This window comes from Mesorhizobium sp. BR1-1-13, assembly GCF_020165515.1.
Lineage (GTDB): Bacteria > Pseudomonadota > Alphaproteobacteria > Rhizobiales > Rhizobiaceae > Mesorhizobium.
In genome coordinates this window covers 66,708-87,382 of record NZ_JAIUIH010000001.1, presented here as the reverse complement: position 1 = coordinate 87,382, position 20,675 = coordinate 66,708, and the positions used below count along the sequence as shown (strand labels likewise).

General features: G+C 63.2%; 29 protein-coding genes. 14 read left to right on the top strand and 15 right to left on the bottom strand.

The genetic code is table 11. The annotated features are described in order from the left end of the window. Positions 1–103: 103 nt before the first annotated feature. Both LB533_RS00470 and LB533_RS00465 read right to left on the bottom strand, forming a co-directional pair. Entirely contained in the window at positions 104–859 is a 756-nt protein-coding gene (locus tag LB533_RS00470; RefSeq protein ID WP_140641422.1) for an SDR family oxidoreductase, read from the bottom strand. Between the two features lie 70 nt (positions 860–929). After that, the gene (locus tag LB533_RS00465; protein ID WP_140641424.1) at positions 930–1,847 is read right to left on the bottom strand and encodes a polyprenyl synthetase family protein; all 918 of its coding nucleotides are present in this window, start codon (positions 1,845–1,847) and stop codon (positions 930–932) included. 78 nt (positions 1,848–1,925) lie between these two features. Between LB533_RS00465 and LB533_RS00460 the strand changes: the two genes are divergently transcribed. The 8 genes from LB533_RS00460 (at position 1,926) to LB533_RS00425 (ending at position 7,715) form a co-directional block, all read left to right on the top strand. Beyond that, a complete protein-coding gene (locus tag LB533_RS00460) occupies positions 1,926–2,687 on the top strand; it encodes a biosynthetic peptidoglycan transglycosylase (protein WP_140641426.1) in 762 nt (253 codons plus the stop codon). Between the two features lie 142 nt (positions 2,688–2,829). Continuing rightward, the gene (gene rpmF, locus LB533_RS00455) at positions 2,830–3,012 is read left to right on the top strand and encodes a 50S ribosomal protein L32 (protein ID WP_008834724.1); all 183 of its coding nucleotides are present in this window, start codon (positions 2,830–2,832) and stop codon (positions 3,010–3,012) included. A 225-nt stretch (positions 3,013–3,237) separates the two neighbouring features. Continuing rightward, a complete protein-coding gene (locus LB533_RS00450) occupies positions 3,238–3,855 on the top strand; it encodes an Lrp/AsnC family transcriptional regulator (RefSeq protein ID WP_224556411.1) in 618 nt (205 codons plus the stop codon). A gap of 2 nt (positions 3,856–3,857) precedes the next feature. After that, the gene (locus LB533_RS00445) at positions 3,858–4,715 is read left to right on the top strand and encodes a transporter substrate-binding domain-containing protein (protein ID WP_140641430.1); all 858 of its coding nucleotides are present in this window, start codon (positions 3,858–3,860) and stop codon (positions 4,713–4,715) included. 102 nt (positions 4,716–4,817) lie between these two features. Further along, complete coding sequence (locus LB533_RS00440) at positions 4,818–5,477, top strand: amino acid ABC transporter permease (RefSeq protein WP_140641432.1); 660 nt, start codon at positions 4,818–4,820, stop codon at positions 5,475–5,477. Continuing rightward, entirely contained in the window at positions 5,474–6,148 is a 675-nt protein-coding gene (locus LB533_RS00435) for an amino acid ABC transporter permease (protein ID WP_181169424.1), read from the top strand. Before LB533_RS00440 ends, LB533_RS00435 begins: the two co-directional genes overlap by 4 nt. Positions 6,149–6,179: 31 nt before the next feature. Then, on the top strand, positions 6,180–7,133 hold the full coding sequence (locus LB533_RS00430) for an agmatinase (RefSeq protein WP_140562415.1): 954 nt from the start codon (positions 6,180–6,182) through the stop codon (positions 7,131–7,133). 180 nt (positions 7,134–7,313) lie between these two features. After that, complete coding sequence (locus LB533_RS00425) at positions 7,314–7,715, top strand: hypothetical protein (RefSeq protein WP_140641436.1); 402 nt, start codon at positions 7,314–7,316, stop codon at positions 7,713–7,715. Positions 7,716–7,717: 2 nt separating this feature from the next. Here LB533_RS00425 and LB533_RS00420 read toward each other — a convergent pair whose 3' ends face one another. From LB533_RS00420 to LB533_RS00410, 3 genes are all read right to left on the bottom strand, one after another. Then, a complete protein-coding gene (locus tag LB533_RS00420; protein ID WP_140562417.1) occupies positions 7,718–8,149 on the bottom strand; it encodes a GlcG/HbpS family heme-binding protein in 432 nt (143 codons plus the stop codon). Positions 8,150–8,338: 189 nt separating this feature from the next. Next, positions 8,339–8,572, bottom strand: coding sequence for a hypothetical protein (locus tag LB533_RS00415; protein ID WP_140500515.1), 234 nt, complete (start codon positions 8,570–8,572; stop codon positions 8,339–8,341). Positions 8,573–8,648: 76 nt separating this feature from the next. Continuing rightward, positions 8,649–9,170: a winged helix-turn-helix transcriptional regulator gene (locus tag LB533_RS00410; protein ID WP_140641438.1), complete on the bottom strand. Its 522-nt coding sequence runs from the start codon at positions 9,168–9,170 to the stop codon at positions 8,649–8,651. Positions 9,171–9,259: 89 nt separating this feature from the next. Here LB533_RS00410 and LB533_RS00405 point away from each other — a divergent pair, with 89 nt between their 5' ends. Beyond that, positions 9,260–10,144, top strand: coding sequence for an alpha/beta fold hydrolase (locus LB533_RS00405; RefSeq protein ID WP_224676427.1), 885 nt, complete (start codon positions 9,260–9,262; stop codon positions 10,142–10,144). 50 nt (positions 10,145–10,194) lie between these two features. Beyond that, the gene (locus LB533_RS00400; protein WP_224676426.1) at positions 10,195–10,851 is read left to right on the top strand and encodes a glutathione S-transferase family protein; all 657 of its coding nucleotides are present in this window, start codon (positions 10,195–10,197) and stop codon (positions 10,849–10,851) included. Between the two features lie 35 nt (positions 10,852–10,886). Here the strand turns inward: LB533_RS00400 and LB533_RS00395 are convergent, their stop codons facing one another. The 3 genes from LB533_RS00395 to LB533_RS00385 all read right to left on the bottom strand — a co-directional run bounded on the left by LB533_RS00395 (position 10,887) and on the right by LB533_RS00385 (position 12,708). Further along, on the bottom strand, positions 10,887–11,150 hold the full coding sequence (locus LB533_RS00395; protein WP_224676425.1) for an ArsR/SmtB family transcription factor: 264 nt from the start codon (positions 11,148–11,150) through the stop codon (positions 10,887–10,889). A gap of 31 nt (positions 11,151–11,181) precedes the next feature. Beyond that, on the bottom strand, positions 11,182–12,429 hold the full coding sequence (locus LB533_RS00390; RefSeq protein ID WP_140500523.1) for an MFS transporter: 1,248 nt from the start codon (positions 12,427–12,429) through the stop codon (positions 11,182–11,184). 84 nt (positions 12,430–12,513) lie between these two features. After that, positions 12,514–12,708: a DUF1192 domain-containing protein gene (locus tag LB533_RS00385; RefSeq protein ID WP_224676424.1), complete on the bottom strand. Its 195-nt coding sequence runs from the start codon at positions 12,706–12,708 to the stop codon at positions 12,514–12,516. Between the two features lie 121 nt (positions 12,709–12,829). Between LB533_RS00385 and LB533_RS00380 the strand changes: the two genes are divergently transcribed. The 3 genes from LB533_RS00380 (at position 12,830) to LB533_RS00370 (ending at position 15,198) form a co-directional block, all read left to right on the top strand. Beyond that, the gene (locus LB533_RS00380) at positions 12,830–13,840 is read left to right on the top strand and encodes an NAD(P)H-quinone oxidoreductase (protein WP_224676423.1); all 1,011 of its coding nucleotides are present in this window, start codon (positions 12,830–12,832) and stop codon (positions 13,838–13,840) included. 196 nt (positions 13,841–14,036) lie between these two features. Then, positions 14,037–14,177 (top strand): DUF1127 domain-containing protein, encoded by a 141-nt coding sequence (locus tag LB533_RS00375; protein ID WP_140500528.1) that lies wholly within the window; start codon positions 14,037–14,039, stop codon positions 14,175–14,177. Positions 14,178–14,502: 325 nt separating this feature from the next. Then, entirely contained in the window at positions 14,503–15,198 is a 696-nt protein-coding gene (locus tag LB533_RS00370; protein WP_140550924.1) for a DUF1013 domain-containing protein, read from the top strand. Between the two features lie 63 nt (positions 15,199–15,261). Here LB533_RS00370 and LB533_RS00365 read toward each other — a convergent pair whose 3' ends face one another. From LB533_RS00365 to LB533_RS00350, 4 genes are all read right to left on the bottom strand, one after another. Beyond that, positions 15,262–15,981: a helix-turn-helix transcriptional regulator gene (locus tag LB533_RS00365; RefSeq protein WP_140500532.1), complete on the bottom strand. Its 720-nt coding sequence runs from the start codon at positions 15,979–15,981 to the stop codon at positions 15,262–15,264. Positions 15,982–16,070: 89 nt separating this feature from the next. Then, complete coding sequence (locus LB533_RS00360) at positions 16,071–16,514, bottom strand: hypothetical protein (RefSeq protein WP_224676422.1); 444 nt, start codon at positions 16,512–16,514, stop codon at positions 16,071–16,073. A gap of 55 nt (positions 16,515–16,569) precedes the next feature. Further along, positions 16,570–17,160, bottom strand: coding sequence for a type 1 glutamine amidotransferase family protein (locus LB533_RS00355; RefSeq protein WP_140644399.1), 591 nt, complete (start codon positions 17,158–17,160; stop codon positions 16,570–16,572). A 144-nt stretch (positions 17,161–17,304) separates the two neighbouring features. Next, the gene (locus LB533_RS00350; RefSeq protein ID WP_140550927.1) at positions 17,305–17,472 is read right to left on the bottom strand and encodes a hypothetical protein; all 168 of its coding nucleotides are present in this window, start codon (positions 17,470–17,472) and stop codon (positions 17,305–17,307) included. Between the two features lie 150 nt (positions 17,473–17,622). On the opposite strand from LB533_RS00350, the gene LB533_RS00345 reads away from it, so the two are divergent. Beyond that, entirely contained in the window at positions 17,623–17,802 is a 180-nt protein-coding gene (locus LB533_RS00345) for a hypothetical protein (protein ID WP_181165425.1), read from the top strand. 76 nt (positions 17,803–17,878) lie between these two features. Here the strand turns inward: LB533_RS00345 and LB533_RS00340 are convergent, their stop codons facing one another. The 3 genes from LB533_RS00340 to LB533_RS00330 form a co-directional block, all read right to left on the bottom strand. Then, positions 17,879–18,595, bottom strand: coding sequence for an SGNH/GDSL hydrolase family protein (locus LB533_RS00340; protein WP_224676421.1), 717 nt, complete (start codon positions 18,593–18,595; stop codon positions 17,879–17,881). Positions 18,596–18,694: 99 nt separating this feature from the next. Beyond that, positions 18,695–19,426: a DUF899 domain-containing protein gene (locus LB533_RS00335; RefSeq protein ID WP_224676420.1), complete on the bottom strand. Its 732-nt coding sequence runs from the start codon at positions 19,424–19,426 to the stop codon at positions 18,695–18,697. Positions 19,427–19,593: 167 nt separating this feature from the next. Further along, positions 19,594–20,619, bottom strand: a complete 1,026-nt coding sequence (locus LB533_RS00330; protein WP_224676419.1) for a class I fructose-bisphosphate aldolase — start codon at positions 20,617–20,619, stop codon at positions 19,594–19,596. Between the last annotated feature and the right edge of the window lie 56 nt (positions 20,620–20,675).

The window sequence follows — 20,675 nt, the reverse complement described above, 5'->3', positions numbered from 1 at the left end:
GGGAACGAGGCCACGGCCGTGCTGCCACGAGTGACGTCGGCTCCGCGTCAACCGATTATCGATCGGGCAGCATTTGGCGCGCCGGCCTGTTCGGCGCGGCGGATCAGATCGACGCTGTGATGCCGCCGTCCACATAGAGAATATGGCCGTTCACGAAAGAGGAGGCGTCGCTGGCCAGGAAGATGCAGGCGCCGACCAGTTCCTCGACCTTTCCCCAGCGGCCGGCCGGCGTGCGCTTTTCCAGCCAAGTGCTGAACGCAGGGTCGGCGACAAGGGCAGCGTTGAGCGGCGTATCGAAATAACCGGGTGCAACGGCATTGCATTGCAGGCCGTGTTTGGCCCAATCCGTAGCCATGCCCTTGGTCAGGTTGCCAACCGCGCCTTTCGTTGCCGTGTAGGGCGCGATGCCCGGACGGGCGAGCGCGGTCTGCACGCTGGCGATGTTGATGATCTTGCCACGGCCACGGCCGATCATATGGCGCGCCACCGCCTGGCCGACATGGAAGACGCTGGCGACATTGGTCTGCAGCAGGCGCTCGAACGCATCGGCGGGAAACTCCTCGAGCGGCGCGCGGAACTGCATGCCGGCATTGTTCACCAAAATGTCGATCGCTCCGCCGCCCAGTTCGAAACGGTCGATCGCCGAGCGGACCGCTTCATGATCGGTAGCATCGAAGGCCAGCTTTTCCGCTCCGGGGATCTGCGTAACCGCCGCGGCGAGCCTTGCCTCGTCACGGCCGTTGAGGATCACTCTGGCGCCGGCTTCGGCCAAGCCCTTGGCCAAGGCGAAGCCTATGCCTTGCGAGGAGCCGGTTACGAGCGCGGTGCGCCCGCTGAGATCGAACAATTTGGCCGACATCGAACCTGATCCTCCCGATTGCCCTGTTAAACAGAAACCTTCACGCCAAGCCTCGGGGTCTGTCCCGATCTCAATTGTTGCGCGTCGCCACGAAGGTCGCGGCTGCTTTCAGCAGGCCGGCCTGCTCGCCATAGGGTTCGAGCAGCGCATGCGCCTGATGGACAAGGCCATGCAACTGGGCGCGTGCCCATGCCTCGCCGTGCAGCGCCACCAGCGTTGCCTTGCCGGCGGCAGCGTCCTTGCCCGTCGCCTTGCCCATCTGTGCGGCATCCGCGGTCAAATCGAGAAGATCGTCGGCAAGCTGGAAGGCAAGCCCGATCGCCGAGCCGAACTCGGCCAGTCTTTCGCGATCCCCGGCAGGCACGCCGGCGACGACCGCGCCCGCCTCGCAGGCAAAGCGGATCAGCGCACCGGTCTTCATCGCCTGCAGCCGGATGATCCCTGCCTCGTCAGGCGCGATGCGCTCGGCCTCGAGGTCCAGCGTCTGGCCGCCGACCATGCCGCCGGTCCCGGCGGCGCGGGCGAGCGCCAGCACAAGGGCGGCCCGCCGCTCCGCCGGTAGCGCCGTAGTCTCCTCGGCGAGGATGTCGAAGGCAAGCGTCAGCAGGGCGTCGCCGGCCAGGATGGCGGTCGCCTCGTCGAAGGCCCTGTGCACGGTAGGCTGGCCGCGGCGCAGATCGTCGTCGTCCATCGCCGGCAGATCGTCATGGATCAGTGAATAGCAATGCACGCATTCCAGTGCGGCCGCCACGCGCAGTGCCGCGTCGCCGTCGGCGGAAAACAGCGCCGCACTTTCCATCACCAGAAAGGGGCGCAGGCGCTTGCCGCCGTTGAGCACGCCGTGCCGCATCGCCGCCATAAGGCGCTCGGGCCGCGCGATCTCGCCCGTGAGCGCGCGGTCGGCGAGCAATCGCCGCAGCAAGGTCTCGACGGCGGCGGCCCGTGCAACGAGCGCCGTTTCGAACGCCATTTCGTCGTCATTCGTCATGGCCCGGACCGGTAGCCGACACTCAGACGTTGCGCAAGAAGACAAGCGCCATTATGCCGGGGGAGGGAGAGACACGGGTTGGGCGACTTGGCGGAACCGATCGTCGATCATGAAACCGAAAAGCTGGACATGGCGACGAGATCCCGTGGCGTGAACCGTCGTGCTCTCAAACGCTGGGTCCGGCGCGGTATCGTCGTGGCTGCCGTGCTGGCGCTTATCCCTACAGTGCTGACCTTCCTCTATCTGCCGTCTTTCGTGCATCCGGTGTCGACGTTGATGCTGAAGGATCTCGCCACCTTCTCCGGCTATGACCGCCGCTGGGTGTCGATCGACGACGTGGCACCGGTGCTGGCCAATTCGGTGATCATGTCGGAGGACGGACAGTTCTGTTTCCATCGCGGCGTCGACCTCGGCGAATTGCGGGGTGTCGTCGACGACGCGCTGGCAGGCGAAGGGGCGCGCGGCGCTTCGACCATCACCATGCAGACGGTGAAGAACCTGTTTTTGTGGTCCCGTCCGCTGGGCACGGTTCGCAAAGTCGTCGAGTTGCCGCTGGCCGTGTACTTCGATGCGGTGATGTCGAAGCGGCGCATCATGGAAATCTACCTCAACATCGCCGAGTGGGGGCCCGGCATATACGGCATCGAGGCGGCGGCGCGGCACCATTTCGGTATTTCGGCAAAACAGCTGTCGCGCCGTCAGGCCGCGCTGCTTGCCGTTAGCTTGCCAAATCCGATCGCCCGCAACCCGGCCAAGCCCGGGCCGGGGCTGAGGAGGCTGGCCAACCTGATCGAGCGGCGCGCCGGCCGATCCGGCGCTTATGTCGGCTGCCTCCAGTAGCCGACACAAAAAAATTCGCGGGCAGCGCTGGCCAAAACGGCACCGGGCGTGTATAGGCACCCGACTTTCTCAGATTCCGGCCCCTGACACGGCCCTTTCACGAGGGCGGGCGGGGCTTTTGACCATGTAGTGGAGCATATCCATGGCCGTTCCGAAACGAAAAACCTCTCCGTCCAAGCGCGGCATGCGCCGCTCGGCAGACGCCCTCAAGGCCCCGACCTATGTCGAGGACAAGAACTCCGGCGAGATGCGCCGCCCGCACCACATCGACCTGAAGACCGGCATGTATCGCGGCCGCCAGGTGCTGACGCCCAAGGAAAGCTGAGACCAGCTTTCCTGATGTTTGAGCTAAAAAGACCGGCCGCTGGCCGGTCTTTTTGCGTCTGTCGGACCCGACGACCGACAGCGTAGCTGCGTCTCCAGGCCTTGATCTCCGATCGGCCCGGACGCTGCCTCGTCGTGCATCCTCGAGGCATAGCCGATTACGTGCCGGACATCGCCTTCGACATCGCTCGACACGCCTTTTCCCAATGATCGAACCGTGAGCCCGATGCCCGGCACCCGCCGGAGGCAGCGTCGCTCGGTGTTTTTCGCAATCTGTGGGATTGCCATAGACGGTTTCTTATGTAATTTTCGAATTTATAGTCGGAAATCGACACAGATTGGGCATTCGATGTGGGATTTCGTCAGCACAAGTGATCTCGACGATACCGAGCAGGCCGTGCTTTCCCAACTCAAGGTCGATGGGCGGATGTCGAGCGTGGATATCGCCAAGCGGATCGGCGTCACCGAAGCAACGGTGCGGCGGAAAATGGCCCGTGTGCTCGACGACCCCGATATCTGCATCCAGGCGGTCGTGCGCCCTTTGCGCAGCGATGTCGGCATTGCGGCCATTGTCGGGCTCGACGTCGACCGCGAGCACATCATCAGCGTTGCTCGAAAACTATCGGAATACTCGTTCGTCGACAGCGTCTACGCCATGACCGGGCCGTTCGACATCATCATCCAGCTCACTTTGCCATCCACGACCAGCTTGCACGATTTCCTCGTCAGTGAACTGGCCAACGTTCCCGGGATCAAGGATTCCGAGAGCTACATGATCGGTCGCGTCTTCAAGCATAGCGGCCGGGCTTACCAGCACAGCAAAACCGAAGAAAAAAGAGGGTAACAATGGGTGAGTTTCTTTCCGCTTCGCGCCGCCGCGTCCTAGCCCTTCTTGCCGCCGCGCCGCTCCTCCTGCCGTTCGCTGCCACCGCCCATGCCGATGGGCTGGTCGATCAAATCAAGCAACGCGGCGCCATTCTCGTCGGAACCGAGGCGGCGTTCGAGCCGTTCGAATTCGTCCGCGACGGCCAGATCGTCGGCTATAACAAGGACATTCTCGACTATGTGGTCGGTCAGCTCGGCGTGAAGCTCGACCAGCTCAACCTGCCTTTCCAAGGCTTGCTGCCAGGGCTGCTGGCCAAGAAGTTCGACCTGATGGCAACCTCGACCGGCATCAACGCCGAGCGGGCGGCGAAATACGCCTACACGCGGCCGACCGGTTCTTTCGAGAACGTCGTCGTCGTGCGCGTCGACGAGGAGCGCATCAAGAAGCCGGAGGACATCAACGGCATGGTGGTGGCCACGCAACTCGCCTCCTCCGTGCAGCCCATCATCGAGGCCTATGACAAGGAGCTCAAGGATAAGGGCGGCAAGGGTGTCGGCGAGCTGAAGCTGTTCACCTCCTTCCCCGAGACCCATGTCGCTCTGGCCTCCGGCCAGGTCGACGCCATCGTCATCGCCTCGCCTTCGGCGGCCGTTCTGATGAAGAACGTTCCCGACACCTACAAGGTCGTCGGCTCGATCGGCGAATTCTCCTATCTGTCCTGGGTGGTGCGGCCGGAGGACAAGGACCTGCGCGCCTTCATCAACGCCAAGATTGGCGAGCTGAAGGATAGCGGCAAGCTGAAGGAGCTTCAGCTCAAATGGTTCGGGTTCGAGATGAAGACGCCCGACGAGGGCTATCTGCCGCCTGGCGCGCTCTAAGCCCGCCGACCAGGCGCCCGGTGCTGCCGGACCGGCGGTTCCAGTCATTGGACGCGCCGGTCTTGGATGGGCCGGACGTTCAGGGATCATTCGAGCTGAAAAATGTTCCATTTTTCCAAGACGCTGACCTTCCTGCCGGAATTCCTGGCCGGCGCCGGCATCACGCTGGGTGTCTCGGCGCTGGGGTTTCTGGTGGGCACATTGATCGGCTTCGGCCTGCTCGCATGCGGCAGGTCGCGCTGGCGCGTGATCCGCTGGATCGGCGCGCTCTACACCAGCTTCATCCGAGGCACGCCGCTGATCGTGCAGATCTTCATGGTCTACTACGTGCTGCCGGGCCTCGTCGGTATCGACCTGCCGCCGCTCCTGGCCGGCGTGCTGGCGCTCAGCTTCAACAGCGCGGCCTTCGTCGCCGAAATCCTGCGCGCCGGGCTGACGCGCATTCCCGCCGGCCAGTACGAGGCGGCCAAGGCGCTCGGGCTGAAGCCTGCCGTGACCTGGTTCAAGATCATCCTGCCACAGCTCTTCCGCGCCATTATCCCGCCGATGGTCAACGAGTTCACCATGCTGGTGAAGGCATCCTCGATCCTGTCGGTGATCGCGGTGGTGGAACTGACCCGCACCGCGCAGAACATCATGAACGTCACCTACCGGCCGGTCGAGGCCTTCTGCATCGCGGCGGTGCTGTATTTCGTCGTGCTGCTCTCATGCAGTCTGCTGACCAGGCATCTGGAATTCAAGGCGCGAGGCGCACGCGCATGAGCTTCGATTTTTCCGTCATAGCGGATAACTGGCACATACTCGCCAAGGGCTTCGGCAACACGGTGCTGATGTGCGCTGTCGCACTGCCGTTCGGCTTCGCGCTCGGTACCGTGCTGGCGCTGATCCGGCTGCGCGGCGGACGGGTGCCGGCGGCAATCGTCTCGGCCTATGTCGAAATATTCCGCAACATCCCGTTCCTGATCCAGATCTTCCTTTTGTTCTACGCCTTGCCGATGTTCGGTGTCAGGCTCTCCCCGGTGGTTGTTTCGATCGGCGCGCTGTCGGCCTATGCCAGCGCCTATTCCGCCGAGATCATCAGGGGCGCGATCCAGTCGATTTCGTACGGCCAGGTCGAGGCCGGCTACGCGCTGGGACTGCGCTACCTGACCATCTTCCGCACGATCCTGGTGCCGCAGGTGCTCGGCTACATCCTGCCCGCGGCCACCAATCTCACCATCACGCTGATCAAGGAATCGGCGATCCTGTCGGCGATCACCGTGCCGGAACTCACCTACATGGCCCAGAATATCATTGGCCGCACCTTCTCGCCGGTGGAAATATTCACCGCCATCGCATTGCTGTACTGGGGGCTGACGGCCTTCGTGGCAGCGATCTCGCGCAGCCTGGAGCATAGGCTGCAGCCCCATCTCGCAGCCCGCCGTGGCGCCTGATCCAAAAAAGCTTCAACGAAGAGGAGATCCCATGTCCAAACTCACCACCGCGCCGCGCGATGTCTTCCAGACATTCATGAACTTTCCGCTGGTCGAGGACCTCGACACGCTGAAGGCCGATGTCGCCATCATCGGCATGCCCTATGGCGATCCCTACACGATCGACGAGCTGATCAACGACCAGACCAATGCGCCGACCGCGGTGCGGCGCGCCTCGCAGCGGATCAGCCAGGCGCTCGACCGCTATGATTTCGACATTGGTGGGCCAGTCTTCGACGGCAAGGACATCAAGGTGGTAGACGTCGGCGACGTTCCCGGCGCGGCGGCCGATCATGTCGGGCACTACGGCAGAGCCGAAGCGGCGATCCGCAAGATCCGCGCCGCGGGCGCATTGCCGATCACAATCGGCGGCGACCACGGCATTCCGATCCCGATCTTCCGGGCGCTCGATGGCGAGGGCCCGATCACGCTGGTTCAGCTCGACGCCCATCTCGACTGGCGTGACAACGTCAACGGGGTCAAGGAGGGCTATTCCAGCACTATCCGGCGGGCCTCGGAAATGGCGCATATCAAGGATATTTTTCAGGTCGGCGTTCGCGGCCAAGGCAGCGCGCGCACCGAGGAGGTCGAGGCCGCCCGCGCCTATGGCGCCAACATCATCACCACCAATGAATGGCAGGACATCGGCACCGCCGCGCTCCTGAAGCGAATTCCCGACGGCGGCCGCTACTATCTCACCATCGATGCCGACGGCCTCGATCCGGCGGTGATGCCGGCGGTCGAGGGGCCACAGCCGGGCGGCGTCAGCTACCGGCAGACGATTGAGCTCATCAAGGGGCTGGTCGGCAAAGGAAGGCTGGTCGGCATGGATATCGTCGAGATCGCGCCGGCGCGCGACGTCAACGAGATCACCTCGATGACGGCCGGCCATATCATCCTCAACGTCATCGGCGCGGCCGTGCGCGCCGGCTACTTCAAGCGTTGAGCGCGAGCGGGGTGCGCGGTCACGCATCCCGCGGCTCGATTCAAAGATGTCGGCCGGACAACCGGCTGACATCGTTGTTGCATTCGGTCTTCTAGCGTGTTCGGGGCGTGCTGCGAAAATTCTTGACGGCGTGCCGCTGGCGCACTCTACAAAAGAGGTGCCCCCAAATGGAGACGCCAGATGTTCGGTGCCGTCCCGCTGCTGATCGTGCCTTTTGTTCTCTACAATCTCGGGCTGCTCGGAATATTCGGCAGCGGTGACGATCCGTGGGCGAGCGAGGTCTTTTCCGTCGGCATGATGTCGGGCGGGGTGTTCTCGATGACGCTCGGCGACCTGATAGTGCTGATCGGGCTCATCTTCCTCTTCGTCGAGATCGTGAAATCGGCGCGCACCACGAATGCCTCGATCATGGACCATCTGTTGTCGACGCTGGTCTTCGTGGCCTTCCTGGTCGAGTTCCTGCTGGTCAAGGGCGCCGCGCACTCGGTCTTCTTCACGCTGATGATCATCGCGCTGTTCGACGTGCTCGCCGGCTTCTCGGTGTCGATGCGGTCGGCGAGCAGGGATATCAACCTGAATTAACCTCAGCCCGGATCGGCGGTGAAGCCGGCGGCCTCGATGCCGGCGATGGCGGCGGCTTCGTCATTGTCCGAGCTGTCGCCGGAAATGCCGACGGCGCCTATGATGCTGCCTGCCTTGTCGCGGATCAGCACACCGCCCACGACCGGCAACACGCGTCCGCCCGAGACGTCGGAGATGCCGGTCATGAGATGCGGGCGCTCCTTGGCGAAGGCCTCGACGCGGCGCGAGCCCATGCCGATGGCGAGCGCGCCATAGGCCTTGCCGGCGGACATTTGCGGGCGCAGGAACGAGGCGCCGTCCTGGCGCTGGAAGGCGACGAGATGGCCGCCGGCGTCGAGCACCGAGACACCGAGCGGCCTGAGCTTGAGCTCCGCGCCCTTGGTGAAGGCGGCATCGATGATCTCGAGGGCTTTGTCGAGCGGCAGCGCGGTCATGGCAGTCTCCTGTTTTGAAACGGATATCATCGGCGGCCAGCCGGACGAGGCAACCCAGGTTCCGGTTGAAATTGCTTCGCGCTGGAAGCGGGATGATGGCACCGCAAATTCGGATCCGATGCCGCGATGCCAACACGATCAACGGCCAACGGCTCAGGGCCGGCAACGAAGCAACCGGGGAGCGGCGTGCTACTTCTTCTTGGCGCGGGCGGGCTTCTTGGCGGGCACTGCCGGCGCGTTGGCAAGGTCTTCGGCTTCCTTGGCCAGCCGCAGCGCCCGCAGCTTGTCGGTCTTGACCTTGCGAGCATCGCTCTCGGCGACATACTCGGCCATCGCCTTCTGTCGGACCGTGGCCGCTTCTTCCTGCTTCTTAAAGCGCAGATCGGCGCGCGCGCGGGCAGTATCCCTAGAGTTCTCAACCAAGAGTCTGTTCCAATCTCGTGACGTGATTTTCGGCCTCTTGTAGCAGAGCCGGCCACTCAACGGGGAAAATAGTTGGTCAAGCGGCCGGGTTGGCGCTGAGAGCATTGCTGGCGAGCACGGCTTCATAGGCGGTCTGCAGGGTCGCACGTACAGAAGGGCCGGACGCTGGATCGACGGGCGTGCCGAGATGCTCGTGGCGCAACTCGTCCATGAATTTCTCCCATAGTGGCGGCCCGCCCTTTTCCAGAAGCTCGGCGCGGATCGACAATTCCGCGCTGACCGGCAGCCAGACGCGGCCCCAGGCGCCGAGATGGGCCAGGATCGGCACCAGGGTGATCGCCATTTCGGTCAGGCTGTAGATCGCCTTCTGCTTGTGCGAGGGATCGTCGGCCTTGGTCAGCATGCCCAGATCCATCAGCCGCTTCAGCCGGTCGGCCAGTATGTTGGAGGCAATGCCTTCCATCGATCCGTTGAGCAATTCGCGAAAATGGCGCCTGCCGCCAAAAATCATGTCGCGAAGGATGATCAGGCTCCAGCGGTCGCCGAACACTTCCAGCGAGAGATTGATCGGGCAACCCGAGCGGCGATCGATGTTCATTCGACTTCTCCAAAACCGGTTGCATTATCGTATCGGTTTTATTATGGTGCAACCGATTGCAAAATGCAAGCAGATGAGGAGGCCACGCGATGAGGAAGACCGGACGCCCCGATATCATATCCGAAGCCTTTGGCGACCCCGCCGACCCCGCTCTGTTGCTGATCATGGGAGCGATGGCCTCAATGCTGTGGTGGCCGGAGGCGCTTTGCCGGAAACTCGCCGCAGCCGGACTGTTCGTGCTCCGCTATGATAATCGCGATACCGGCCGATCGACCACATACCCGCGTGGAGAGCCACCCTACACATTCGACGACAAGGCCGACGATGCGATCGGCGTTCTCGACAGCCACGGCCTCGATAAGGCGCATATCGCCGGCATGTCGATGGGCGGCATGATCGCGCAGCTTGTGGCACTCAAGCATCCGTCCCGCGTCGCGTCGCTGACCGTGATCAGCAGCTCACCGATGGGAGTGGACACCTCGAACCTGCCGCAGACCAGCGATGCCTATATCAAACATTCGGCTGAAGGCGCGCACATCGACTGGTCGGATCGCCGCCAGGTCATCGACTTCATGATCAAAGATGCCAGGGCAATCGCCAGCACAGCGCATCCCTTCGACGAGGGTCACATGAGAGCTTTTATCGAGCGGGACTATGATCGCTCCGGCGGCCTGCTCAGCGCGACCAACCATTTCCTGCTCAAGGGCGATAGCGACCGATGGAGGGGCCGACTGCACGAGATGAAGGCGCCGCTGCTGGTCATCCATGGTACGGCCGATCCCATCTTTCCGGTCGAGCATGGCGAAGCGCTGGCCGGGGCGGTCGCCGGCGCGAAACTCCTCCGGGTTGAAGGCGGTGGCCACGAACTGCATCCGGAGGATTGGGATGTGATCGTCGCCGGCATCGTCGCTCATACCCGGGCCAATTGGCACTCAAAGCGCGGTCCTGACGCCACAAGTTTGGACAATAGTTAAGTAAACACTTCAGTATTAGGCGACGTGAACCCCGAGACAGGTGAGCAAAAATGTCCCTGACGCTTCACTACCATCCGCTGGCCTCGTTCTGCTGGAAGCCGCTGATCGCGCTCTACGAGAACGGCACGCCGTTCGCGTCCGTCATCGTCGATCTCGGCGACCAGCAGTCGCGCGCGGCCTTCCTGGAGATAGCGCCTTCGGGCAAGATGCCCGCCTTGCACGACGATGCGCGCGATCGCACCGTGCTGGAATCGACCATCGTCATCGAGTATCTGGCCGTGCACTATCCCGGGCCGGTCGAACTCGTCCCGGCCGATATCGACCTCGCCATCGCGGTTCGCCAGGCCGATCGCTTTTACGATCTCTATGTGCAGGAACCGATGCAGAAGATCGTCGGCGACCGGCTGCGCCCGGAAGGCAGGACCGATCCGTTCGGCGTCGAACAGGCGCGCGACCAGTTGCGCAATTCCTACGCGATCATCGAACAGGAGATGGCGTCGAGGACCTGGGCTGTGGGTGATGCCTTCACCATGGCCGATTGCGCGGCATCCCCGGCTCTGTTCTACGCCAACAAGGTCGAGCCGTTCGGCGACAGATATCCTGCCGTGAAGCGCTATCATGACCGGCTGTTGCAGCGGCCAGCCTTCATCAGGGTGATCGAGGAGGCGCAGCCCTATTTCGAGCTCTTCCCCTATAATGATGGCTGATCGTGGTCCTTGATCGGTCGTTTGAACAGGAACGATCAAGCCTGCCAGAATTGGTCGAGCCAGATGTTGAGCTTCAGGAAGCCGGCATTGCTCACCCTATAGACACGCCGCGTGCCTTCGGCCTTGGCGTGGACAAGGCCGGCATCGAGCAACACCTTCAGATGCTGCGATACGGCCGGACGGGAGACCGGCAGCCCGGCTGCCAGTTGATTGACGGTTTTTGGACCGCGTCGAAGTTCTTCCAGGAGATGGCGCCGGTTGGGATCGGCGATCGCCATGAAGGCGTCGGAAAGCATCATGCCTCATTTGTGAGGCAAAGTTCTTCGAATCTCAACCGTTTGCTTCTGCTTTTCTTCTTGGGTCAAGCCGCAATGCTTCCGGCGTCACCGAACGGTCGGCGGGCTGCGTCTTGAAGGCATCGCGGTCCTCGATCGGCACCGGCGCGCGGCGGCTGATGCGCAGCAGCGTGTAGCCTGCCAGGGAAAGATGCGCGAACGCGGTCGCAAGGAACAGGCCCTCCGGACGCATCCAGCCCATCAGGGCGGCCGCCAGCAAGGGTCCGATCATGGTGCCGAAGCCATAGAGCAGCAGCAGGCCGCCCGAAACCTTGACGAAGTCCTCGGCACTGGCGTGGTCGTTGGCATGCGCCACGGCGATCGAATAGAGCGTATAGGCGAAAGCACCGTAGGCGGCGGTGAAGACGATGACGAAGACGCCGGAGCGCGGCTCGAACAGGAAGATCAAGAGTGCGAACAGCGCCGCGCCGAAGGCGGCACCCGCCAGCACGAAGCGCCGGTCGGTCTTGTCGGAGAAACGCCCCGCCGGAAGCTGCATGGCGGCACCCGCCACCACCACCAGGCTCATCATCAAGGCGATCTCGGCGGTGGAGATGCCGATGCGGGCGCCATAGACGGCGCCAAGCGTGCCCCATGCGCCGTTGGCGATGCCGATGAGGACGCAAGCGATGGCCGAGACCGGCGAGTTGGCGTAGAGCCCCTTGACGTCGAGCTTGACGTCCTGGAGCGGCTTGGGGTGCGAGGCGGTCGATACCGCGGTCGGGATCAGCGACAGGCAGAACAGGATGCCGGTGATCATGAAGAGCGAGGCCGATTTCACGTCGCCGCCGGCGACGATCATCTGCCCGCCCATGATCGAGGCATAGGTGACCATCATGTAGAGGCCGAAGACGGTGCCGCGATTCTCGTTGGTGGCCTTTTCGTTCAGCCAGCTTTCGATGACCATGAAGGCGCCGGCCATGGTGAAGCCGGTGAAGGCGCGCAGCAGGATCCAGACATATTCGTCGATGACCAGTCCGGTGAGCAGCGCAACGATGGCGCCGGACGCGGCGAAGGCGCCGAAGGCGCGCACGTGGCCGGCACGGCGCACGATACGTGGTGCAAAGAAGCAGCCGGTGACGAAGCCGCCGGCCCAGGCCGTGCCCATCAGGCCGAGCGATGCGGTCGAGAAGCCTTCCACCTGGCCGCGCAGGGGTAACAGCAGGCCGTGCAATCCCGACGCCGCCAAGAGGAAAGCGGTGCCGCGCAGCAGCGAAAGGATCGGTCTGTAGGCTGCGAGCATTTTTTGATCCGGCTGAAATCGAGGAGAGACGCAGAGTCTGAAGACAGTCGCATTCGGGCTTTTCGGAGGCGGGTCTTTTCGGCCTTATCCGCGGCGGAACAGCGCCTCGGCCGCGGATTTGGTGCTGTCCTTCGACTTGAGTTCAGCCTCCAGCCGGGCGATCTCGTCACGCAGGATGGAAATCCGTTCCGACAACTCGCCGACGGAGAGCAGCGACAGGTCCTGGCCGATCTCGTGCGGACGCGCCTTCTTCTTGGGTTCGTCGTCGAAGATCGCCATTTGTGCTCCTCCTCCGCCATACCGATTGGCCATTTGCCTGATTTGCCAATGAGCATACATAGGACAGGGGCGTCGATGCAAACGGCCGGCAAGAATGCGGCGAAGAAAGACGGGAGATTTCATGGCGAGCGGATCTAAAATTCCGGCAAAGATGACGGCCATCGCGATCTCCGAGCCGGGTGGGCCCAGGGTGCTGAAACCGGAGACGCGCGATGTGCCTGTGCCCGGTCCCGGCGAGATATTGATCAAGGTGCGCGCCGCCGGCGTCAACAGGCCCGACGTGCAGCAGCGCAAGGGCGCCTATCCACCGCCGCCCGGCGCGTCGGACCTGCCGGGCCTGGAGGCGTCGGGCGAAGTGGCCGCGCTCGGCGACGAGATCTCTCGCTGGCGCCTTGGCGAGCGCGTCTGCGCGCTCACCCCCGGCGGCGCCTATGCCGAATATGTCAAGGTCCATGCCGGCAGCGTGCTGCCGCTGCCGGCCGGTTTCACCCACACGGAAGCGGCGGCCGTGCCGGAGAACTATTTCACCGTCTGGCACAATGTGTTCGAGCGCGGCGGCTTGAAGAAAGGCGAAACGCTGCTGGTGCATGGCGGCTCTTCGGGTATCGGCACGACGGCGATCCAGCTTGCATCTGCCTTCGGCGCCCATGTCATCACCACGGCCGGTAACAAGGAGAAATGCGATGCCTGCCTGAAGCTCGGCGCCGACCGGGCGATCAACTACCGCGAGGAGGACTTCGTCGCGGCGGTCAAGGAAGTGACGGGCGGCAAGGGTGCCGACGTCATCCTCGACATGGTCGGCGGCGACTATGTGGCGCGCAACTACGAGGCCGCGGCGGTCGAGGGCCGGATCGTCCAGATCGCCCTGCAAGGCGGCGCGGTGGCGAGCGCCGATTTCTCGAAAATCATGGTCAAGCGGCTTGTTCATACTGGTTCGACACTGAGGCCGCGCACCGTCGAGTTCAAGGCGGCGCTGGCAGCCGCGCTCGAAGCGCAGGTGTGGCCGTTGCTCGGCACGCGCCGGATCGCGCCCGTGATGGACATGATCTTCCCGCTTGCCGATGCCTGGCGGGCGCATGAGCGTATGGAGGAAGGCGATCACATCGGCAAGATCGTGCTCGACGTCGGCTGACGCCAACATTGCCGATGCCCGGCTGGCCGAGGCGGGCTCATACCCGCGACCCCGGTCCCTGCCTGCAAGCTGAACAAAAGCTTAATGGTGCAATGCAGCATTTGCATCATTGCTATGCAAAATCAGCCATTCAAGTACCGCTCGATGATGACTATTTCAGCATCATCGAAACGAACACCCCACTTGGAGGACTGACATGAACCCGATCCGCGCTTTCCGTAACTGGCGCATGTACAACGAGACCGTGCGCGAACTGAACCGCCTCAATGCGCGCCAGCTCAGCGATCTCGGCATCAATCGCGCCGACATCGAAAAGATCGCCCGCCAGGCGATCTGACTTCAGGAACCACCCCGCCGCAAGGCGGGGTCGCAAAGCAGAGCCGCCGCAGACGCTTGCTCGTCGCCGGTTCCGAACCCGCCGGACCTTGTCCGGCGGGTTTTGTCTTTCTGGATCCCAAACATATTCGCGGCGCCATTTCGTGCCGGTCCGTGATCGATCCGCCCCCGGTGTGGTTGCCAGATCGACGCGCGTCCCCAAAAACGCATTCCCAAAAACATTGCGGAACCGCCGGAGAGCGGTTATATAACCTGCGAATTTCCCATTTTGGTGGCTCTAAACCACCGCCCGCGCGGGAACGCGGGCGAACGAGAAGGATTTTTCAATGGCCAACACCCTGCTGATGCCCAAGGCGACCGCCGTCTGGCTGGTCGACAACACCGCGCTTTCCTTCGAGCAGATAGCACAGTTCTGCGGGCTGCATCCGCTCGAGGTCAAGGCGATCGCCGACGGCGAATCGGCGCAAGGCATCAAGGGCATGGATCCGATCATGACCGGCCAGCTGACCCGCGACGAGATCGCGCGTGCCGAGAAGGATCCGAACCAGCGGTTGAAGCTTTCGGACCCCAAGGTGCGGGTGCCCGAATCCAAGCGCAAGGGTCCGCGCTACACCCCGCTGTCGAAGCGTCAGGACCGGCCGAACGCCATTCTCTGGCTGGTGCGCAACCATCCCGAATTGAAGGACGCGCAGATCTCGCGCCTCGTCGGCACCACCAAGTCCACGATCGAGCAGATCCGCGAGCGCAAGCACTGGAACTCTGCCAACCTGCAGCCGATGGATCCGGTGACGCTCGGTCTCGCCTCGCAGATCGATCTTGACATGGAAGTCAACCGCGCATCGCGCGGTCGCGAGCAGGCACAGCCGGTCGGCGACACACTGCTGCCGGCGGCGCTGACCGAGCGCCTGGTTCCGGCTCCCGAAAAGCCGAAGGACGAGGATGCCGAACTCGACGCCAATGCCGTGTTCGCCAAGCTCTCGGCTCTGAAGTCGAAGGACAAGGATAACGACGACGAGGAGTAGAATTCTCGTCAATTCGACCGAAAAGCCCGCTTCGAGCGGGCTTTTTTACGTGGTCGGGAGATTTCAGCTTCGCGCCGCGCGATCCGGCGCCATGCCGTAATCCTCGCTGCGTTCCACCGCCCGGTAGAAATCGGCGAGCTGCTTGCCGCGCTCCGGCTTGAAGACGCGGCCTGCGATGACCACCGAGGCGATGCGATCGATGCGGAAGGCGCGGAAATCGTCGCGCATCTCGCACCAGGCGACCAGCGTCCACACCTTGCCCCAGAACCAAAGGCCCAAGGGCCTGATGTCGCGGGCGGTGCCGCGGCCAGCTTCGTCCGAATAGTCGATGGTCAGCACCTGGCGCTTTTCGATGGCGCGCTCGATCAGGTCGATCGCCTCGCGCGCGGCGTCGCTCACCACCCACATCGGCGTGTGGATCTCGGTGCGGGCGATACGGTCCTTTTCGGCATCGGGCAGCACTGCGCCGATCTTGACCAAAGCCTCATCAGCAGCCCGGGCCATGGCCGCACCGCCAAAGGCACGCACCATGCGGGCGCCGGCGACCAACGCCACGATCTCGTCACGCGTGAACATCAGCGGTGGAAGGTCGAAACCCTCCCTCATCATGTAGCCGACGCCCGCTTCCCCGTCGATCGGCACTCCGGTCGACTGCAGGTCGGCTATGTCGCGATAGATGGTTCGCTCGGAAACCTCGAGCCATGTGCCAAGCTTCTGCGCGGTGACCAGACGGCCACCGCGCAGATGCTGCACGATCTGGAAGAGCCTGTCGGCGCGTCGCATCGTATGGTCCCTCGATGTTGTTTCTATGCATGTCGCCCAAAACCGGTTCCCATTTTTGGGCGGCATGCATCGTGTTCTTGCGCATGCCTTTATTCCGAAACCGCAGAACACTCGGCGGCATGCATGGTGGTTTCGGGCCTTCGCACTTGCGCTGCGCGGCCACAAATCCCGCGCCGAAGCACAATTTCCTCGTTGTCGGCGTCATCGGCATCGAGCTCGCGCCAGAAGGGCGCTACATCGCTCAGCGTCATGCCGCGCCCGAGATCCTCAATGGCTGCTTCGGCAACGGTACGCCGATGATAGCCCATCGCGACCGGGCATGTCACTTCGGCGCCACGTTCAAAGGCAAGCGCCATGCGCAGCGCGCGAACGTCCATCTCGACGCCTTCGGGAACCGAGCGGATGAACTCGTCGACCTGTCGCGCCGTCGGCACCAGCATCGTCTGGTCTTCGACTCCATCTCCCACCGTGCGCGGGGCCGGTTTGATGCCGTTGACCCTCGGCGTGTTCAATCTGTCGGTCCAGCTCTTCATCGCTCGTCCTGTTCACCGCTCGCATCTATGGCATGGCGCTCCTGACACCATTCTGTCAGGAGGGTTCAGCATACTCCCTGGCGAATAGCGTCCGCATCTCGGCAAGTTCGCCGTTTCGTTCAGGATAGAGCGTCTTCAGGAAGGCCAGCGCGAAGGTGCCGGGCGCCGAACCTGGCGCGGAAACGATCTTGCCGTCGGACACGGCATGCGGCACGTCCTGATAATTGTGATCGCCGGCATAGCCAGCAATGTGGCGATTGATCCAGTCACGGCCATTGCTGGTGTGCCTCGCCTTCTCGAACATGCCGGCTCGGGCCAGCGCCAGCGTTCCGGCGCAGATACCGCCGACGACACCATCCCGCCTCGCGACATCTCTGAGCAATTCCGCCACCTCGGGCGGCGTCTCGCCCGCCCATCGGTCGGAGCCAATGACGGCGATTGCATCGAGATCGGCATTTTCATCGGCGCGGGCCGAGCGGTCGGGCGTCAGCCGGAAACCGCTGATCCCGCTCACCGGCCTGCCGTCCGGCGTCAGCGAAACCGCGCGGGCGCCGAACCATTCGACGGCAGATGCCGCCAGCAGGCCATATTCCCAGTCGGCGAAGCCTTCGATGAACAAAAAGCCAATCGTCTTTTGCTCAGGCATGCACTTGCTCCGTCTCCAGATGCGCGGTCTCAAGTGACAGGCCGCACTCAGTTCGCCTTCGCCGGGAATTGCGTTACTTGCTTGCCTGGGCTTGATATCTGGGTGCGGCAATCCCGGCCTCCAAGCTTTGCCTAAAAAAATTACTCAATTGTCGCGGATATGAAGACCATCATACATGTCCGGCCAGCCGATATCCTTGCGGACGTCCGCCGGCAATGCATTCAGGAACCGCCTGGTGCGGATCTCATTGCGCATCGTGCGCACCTTGCCGACATAGTGCTTCATATTATGCAGAATGGTGAACCCGTTCATGGCTATCCTCCTCTTGCTTCGATGAGCCACTATCGCACACCCCTCCTGACAGCAGTCTGTCAGGAGGATGTCAGCTCGGCGAAGTAACGGCCGATCAGTGCCGGCATGGCCCGGTTCGGCGCTCGCGAGAGGCTTTGACAGCGGGTTCCGATGCTGGTCAAAGGCGGCATGTCGAAACTCCTCGCCCTCGTCATCCTTGGCATCATGGTCATCCAGTTGATCAAGCCGCTCGGCTGGCCGGGGCTGAAACGGCGCAGCGACTTCTGGAAGCTGGCGCTCCTGGCTATGGCGGCCATTTCGATAACGGCCGTGCTTGGACACTGGACGTAGCGCAGTTCCAGGAAGGTGTCTGGCGGTTTTCCGCCCGGAATGCGTAAGATGTCGGCCGGCACGCAGCCGGCGGCAATCACTCTTCGATCACGCAGCCGACGAGGTGCTCGGCCCAGGCCCGGTAACCGGCTTCCGAAGCATGAAATCCGTCCGAGGCGAAGCCGGCATCGGGATTGGTGATCGGCAAGCGCGGCGCCGGCACCGCGCCGCGTTCGAGGCAAAGACGTTCGCCCATCCGGTTCATTTCACCGGCGCGAACTTCCAGGCTCCTGCCGAGCAGCGGCGGCATCGCCGGCGCTTGCGTGAACTCCAGCACAGGAGACCACACCACGCGGGCCTCAGGCCATTTGGCGCGCAGCGCGTAGAGCAGACCGCCGAACGCCTTCTTGAAGCGGGGCACGGAGTGGAAATTCTTGGTATCGTTGGTGCCAATGGCGAGCACGATATGCGTCCACGGATCGGCCGAGAGATTGGGCAGGACGTGGTCGCGGATCTGCCCAGAGGTCGCCGAATTGAACCCAGCGGCGCGCCAGCGCACGGCGCGGCCGGTTCGCTGCGAGATCAGGGCGGCCAGTTGCGCGGCCAGGCCATTCTCGGATTTTTCGATGCCGACCGAGGCGGCGGAGGAATCGCCCAGCACCAGCAGCCAGACCGCCGGCTGCCCGCCGGCTATCTCATGGATGACCGGGCCTTGCGCGGGCAGCATGCGCGAGGTGCGTCGGCGCACGCCAAGCCCCTGCCAGACATAGACAGGGAAGGCGAGCCAGGTGAGGAGAGCCGGAAAGCGTCGCATCGAGCAGCATTTAACGCATGTTGCGCCGGAGGTGAACGATCCTTGCACCGGTGGCGGACGCCTTCAAGCGTCCAATGTTCGATGGGATCGCTGAATGCCCTAAGCCTTGTCCGCTTGCGACCTGTTTCCATACTGGTCGTGCAGCCGCACCCAGTCCATCAAGGTTCTGTAAGGGCCGGTCTCGTCGCGGCCTTTCGGCGCAAGGTCGAGATATTGATAGGCGCCGATCAGCTGTTCGCTGCCGCGGGCGCGCGACATGAAGGTCAGGAAGATGTCGCCGGTCTCGTCGCGGTAGAACACCGTGGTGCCCGGCAGGTCTTTCGATTTCAGAACGGGCGTCTCGAAATTGTAGATCGCTTCACCGGATGCGATCTGCTTGTCGGTGAACGACACCTGCATGTCGAAGTTGAAGTCCGAGGCATAGGATGAGACCCAGTCGAATTTCCAACCCATGCGCTCTCGGTAGGGCAGCAGCTCGGAGAGCGGCGCGCGTGACACCGCGACAAGCGACACGTCATGATGTCTCAGATGCTGATTGGCGCCGTCGATGTGGTCGGCGACGAACGCACAGCTTTCGCAATGATGGGTCGAGCCGGGCCCGAACACGAAATGATAGACGATCAGCTGGCTGCGGCCGGCGAACAGTTCGGCCAGGCATCTTGGACCCTGCTCGGTTTCGAAGACGTAGTCCTTTCTCACCTTCAGCCAGGGCAATTCGCGCCGTTCCGCCGCGATGCGCTCGCGAAAGCGCGTCAATTCCTTCTCGCGCGCCAGATGAGTTTTGTGCGCCTGGAACCAATCCTCGCGTGAAACGACCTTGTTGCGATGCATGAACCTCTCCCTGGCTTCATCCCAAGGACGTTCGGGACGGGCGTGAGCCGACATCGCGCCTGCTGCGCTGGAGAGAAATAGGGATCGAGGCGCTTTATCCCAAGTCCGGCGGAGCGCAGCAAAACCCGGGCCCATGGCCCGGGTCCGATAGAGACGGAAAACCGCGGTCAGGCAGCCTGCTCCAGGCTCGGCCTCCATTGTCCAAGCGCCGCCAGATGGTTCATGTGGGCGCGGTGGGTGAAGGCGGCCTGGCCCGCGGCAACGTTGGATGCCTTGCCGCTCCAGGCCTTCTGCGGGGCAGCCTGCAGGGCGCGGCCATAGGAGAAGGTCAGCTTCCACGGATGCGGGCCGATGGCGTTGATGGCATTGAGGTTGGCGGTCGCTTCCTCGTCCTCTTGGCCGCCGGACAGGAAGGCTATCCCCGGCACCGCCGCCGGCACGGCCTCGCGGAACAGTTTTATGGTCTTTTCCGCGACCTCTTCAGGGCTGCTCACCGCGCCCGACTTCCTGCCCGCCAGCACCATGTTGGGCTTCAGGATCGTGCCTTCGAGCACCACCCGGGCCGCGTAGAGCTCGTCGTAGAGCTTCGTCAGCGTCGCCCTCGAGATTTCATAGCACGTGTCGATGTCGTGGGCGCCGTCCATCAGCACTTCCGGCTCCACGATCGGCACGATGCCGGCTTCCTGGCAAAGGGCCGCATAGCGGGCGAGCGCGTGGGTGTTCGCGCTGATCGAGGTGACCGACGGCACGCCCTTGGCCGTGTCGATGTCGATTACGGCACGCCATTTGGCGAAGCGGGCGCCGAGCTTGTAATAGTCGGCGAGCCGCTCGCGCAGGCCGTCGAGGCCCTCCGTGACCGTGTCGCCGGGAAAACCGGCCAGAGGCTTGGCGCCGGCATCGACCTTGATTCCGGGAATAGCGCCTGAAGCCTTGATGATATCGACCAGCGGCGTGCCGTCGGCCGCTTTCTGGCGAATGGTCTCGTCATAGAGGATGACGCCGGAAATATACCTGGTCATGGCGTCGCTGGTGCGGAACATCATCTCGCGGTAGTCGCGCCGGCTGTCCGCGGTCGATTCGACGCCGATGACGTCGAAGCGCTTCTTGATGGTTCCCGAGCTTTCGTCGGCGGCCAGCAGGCCCTTGCCGTTGGCCACCATCGCGGCGGCAATGCCTTCGAGACGTTCGCTCATCGTGCTTCTCCTTGACGGTGTTGTTCTGCGCCTGACAGAACACTACCGCCAAAGGA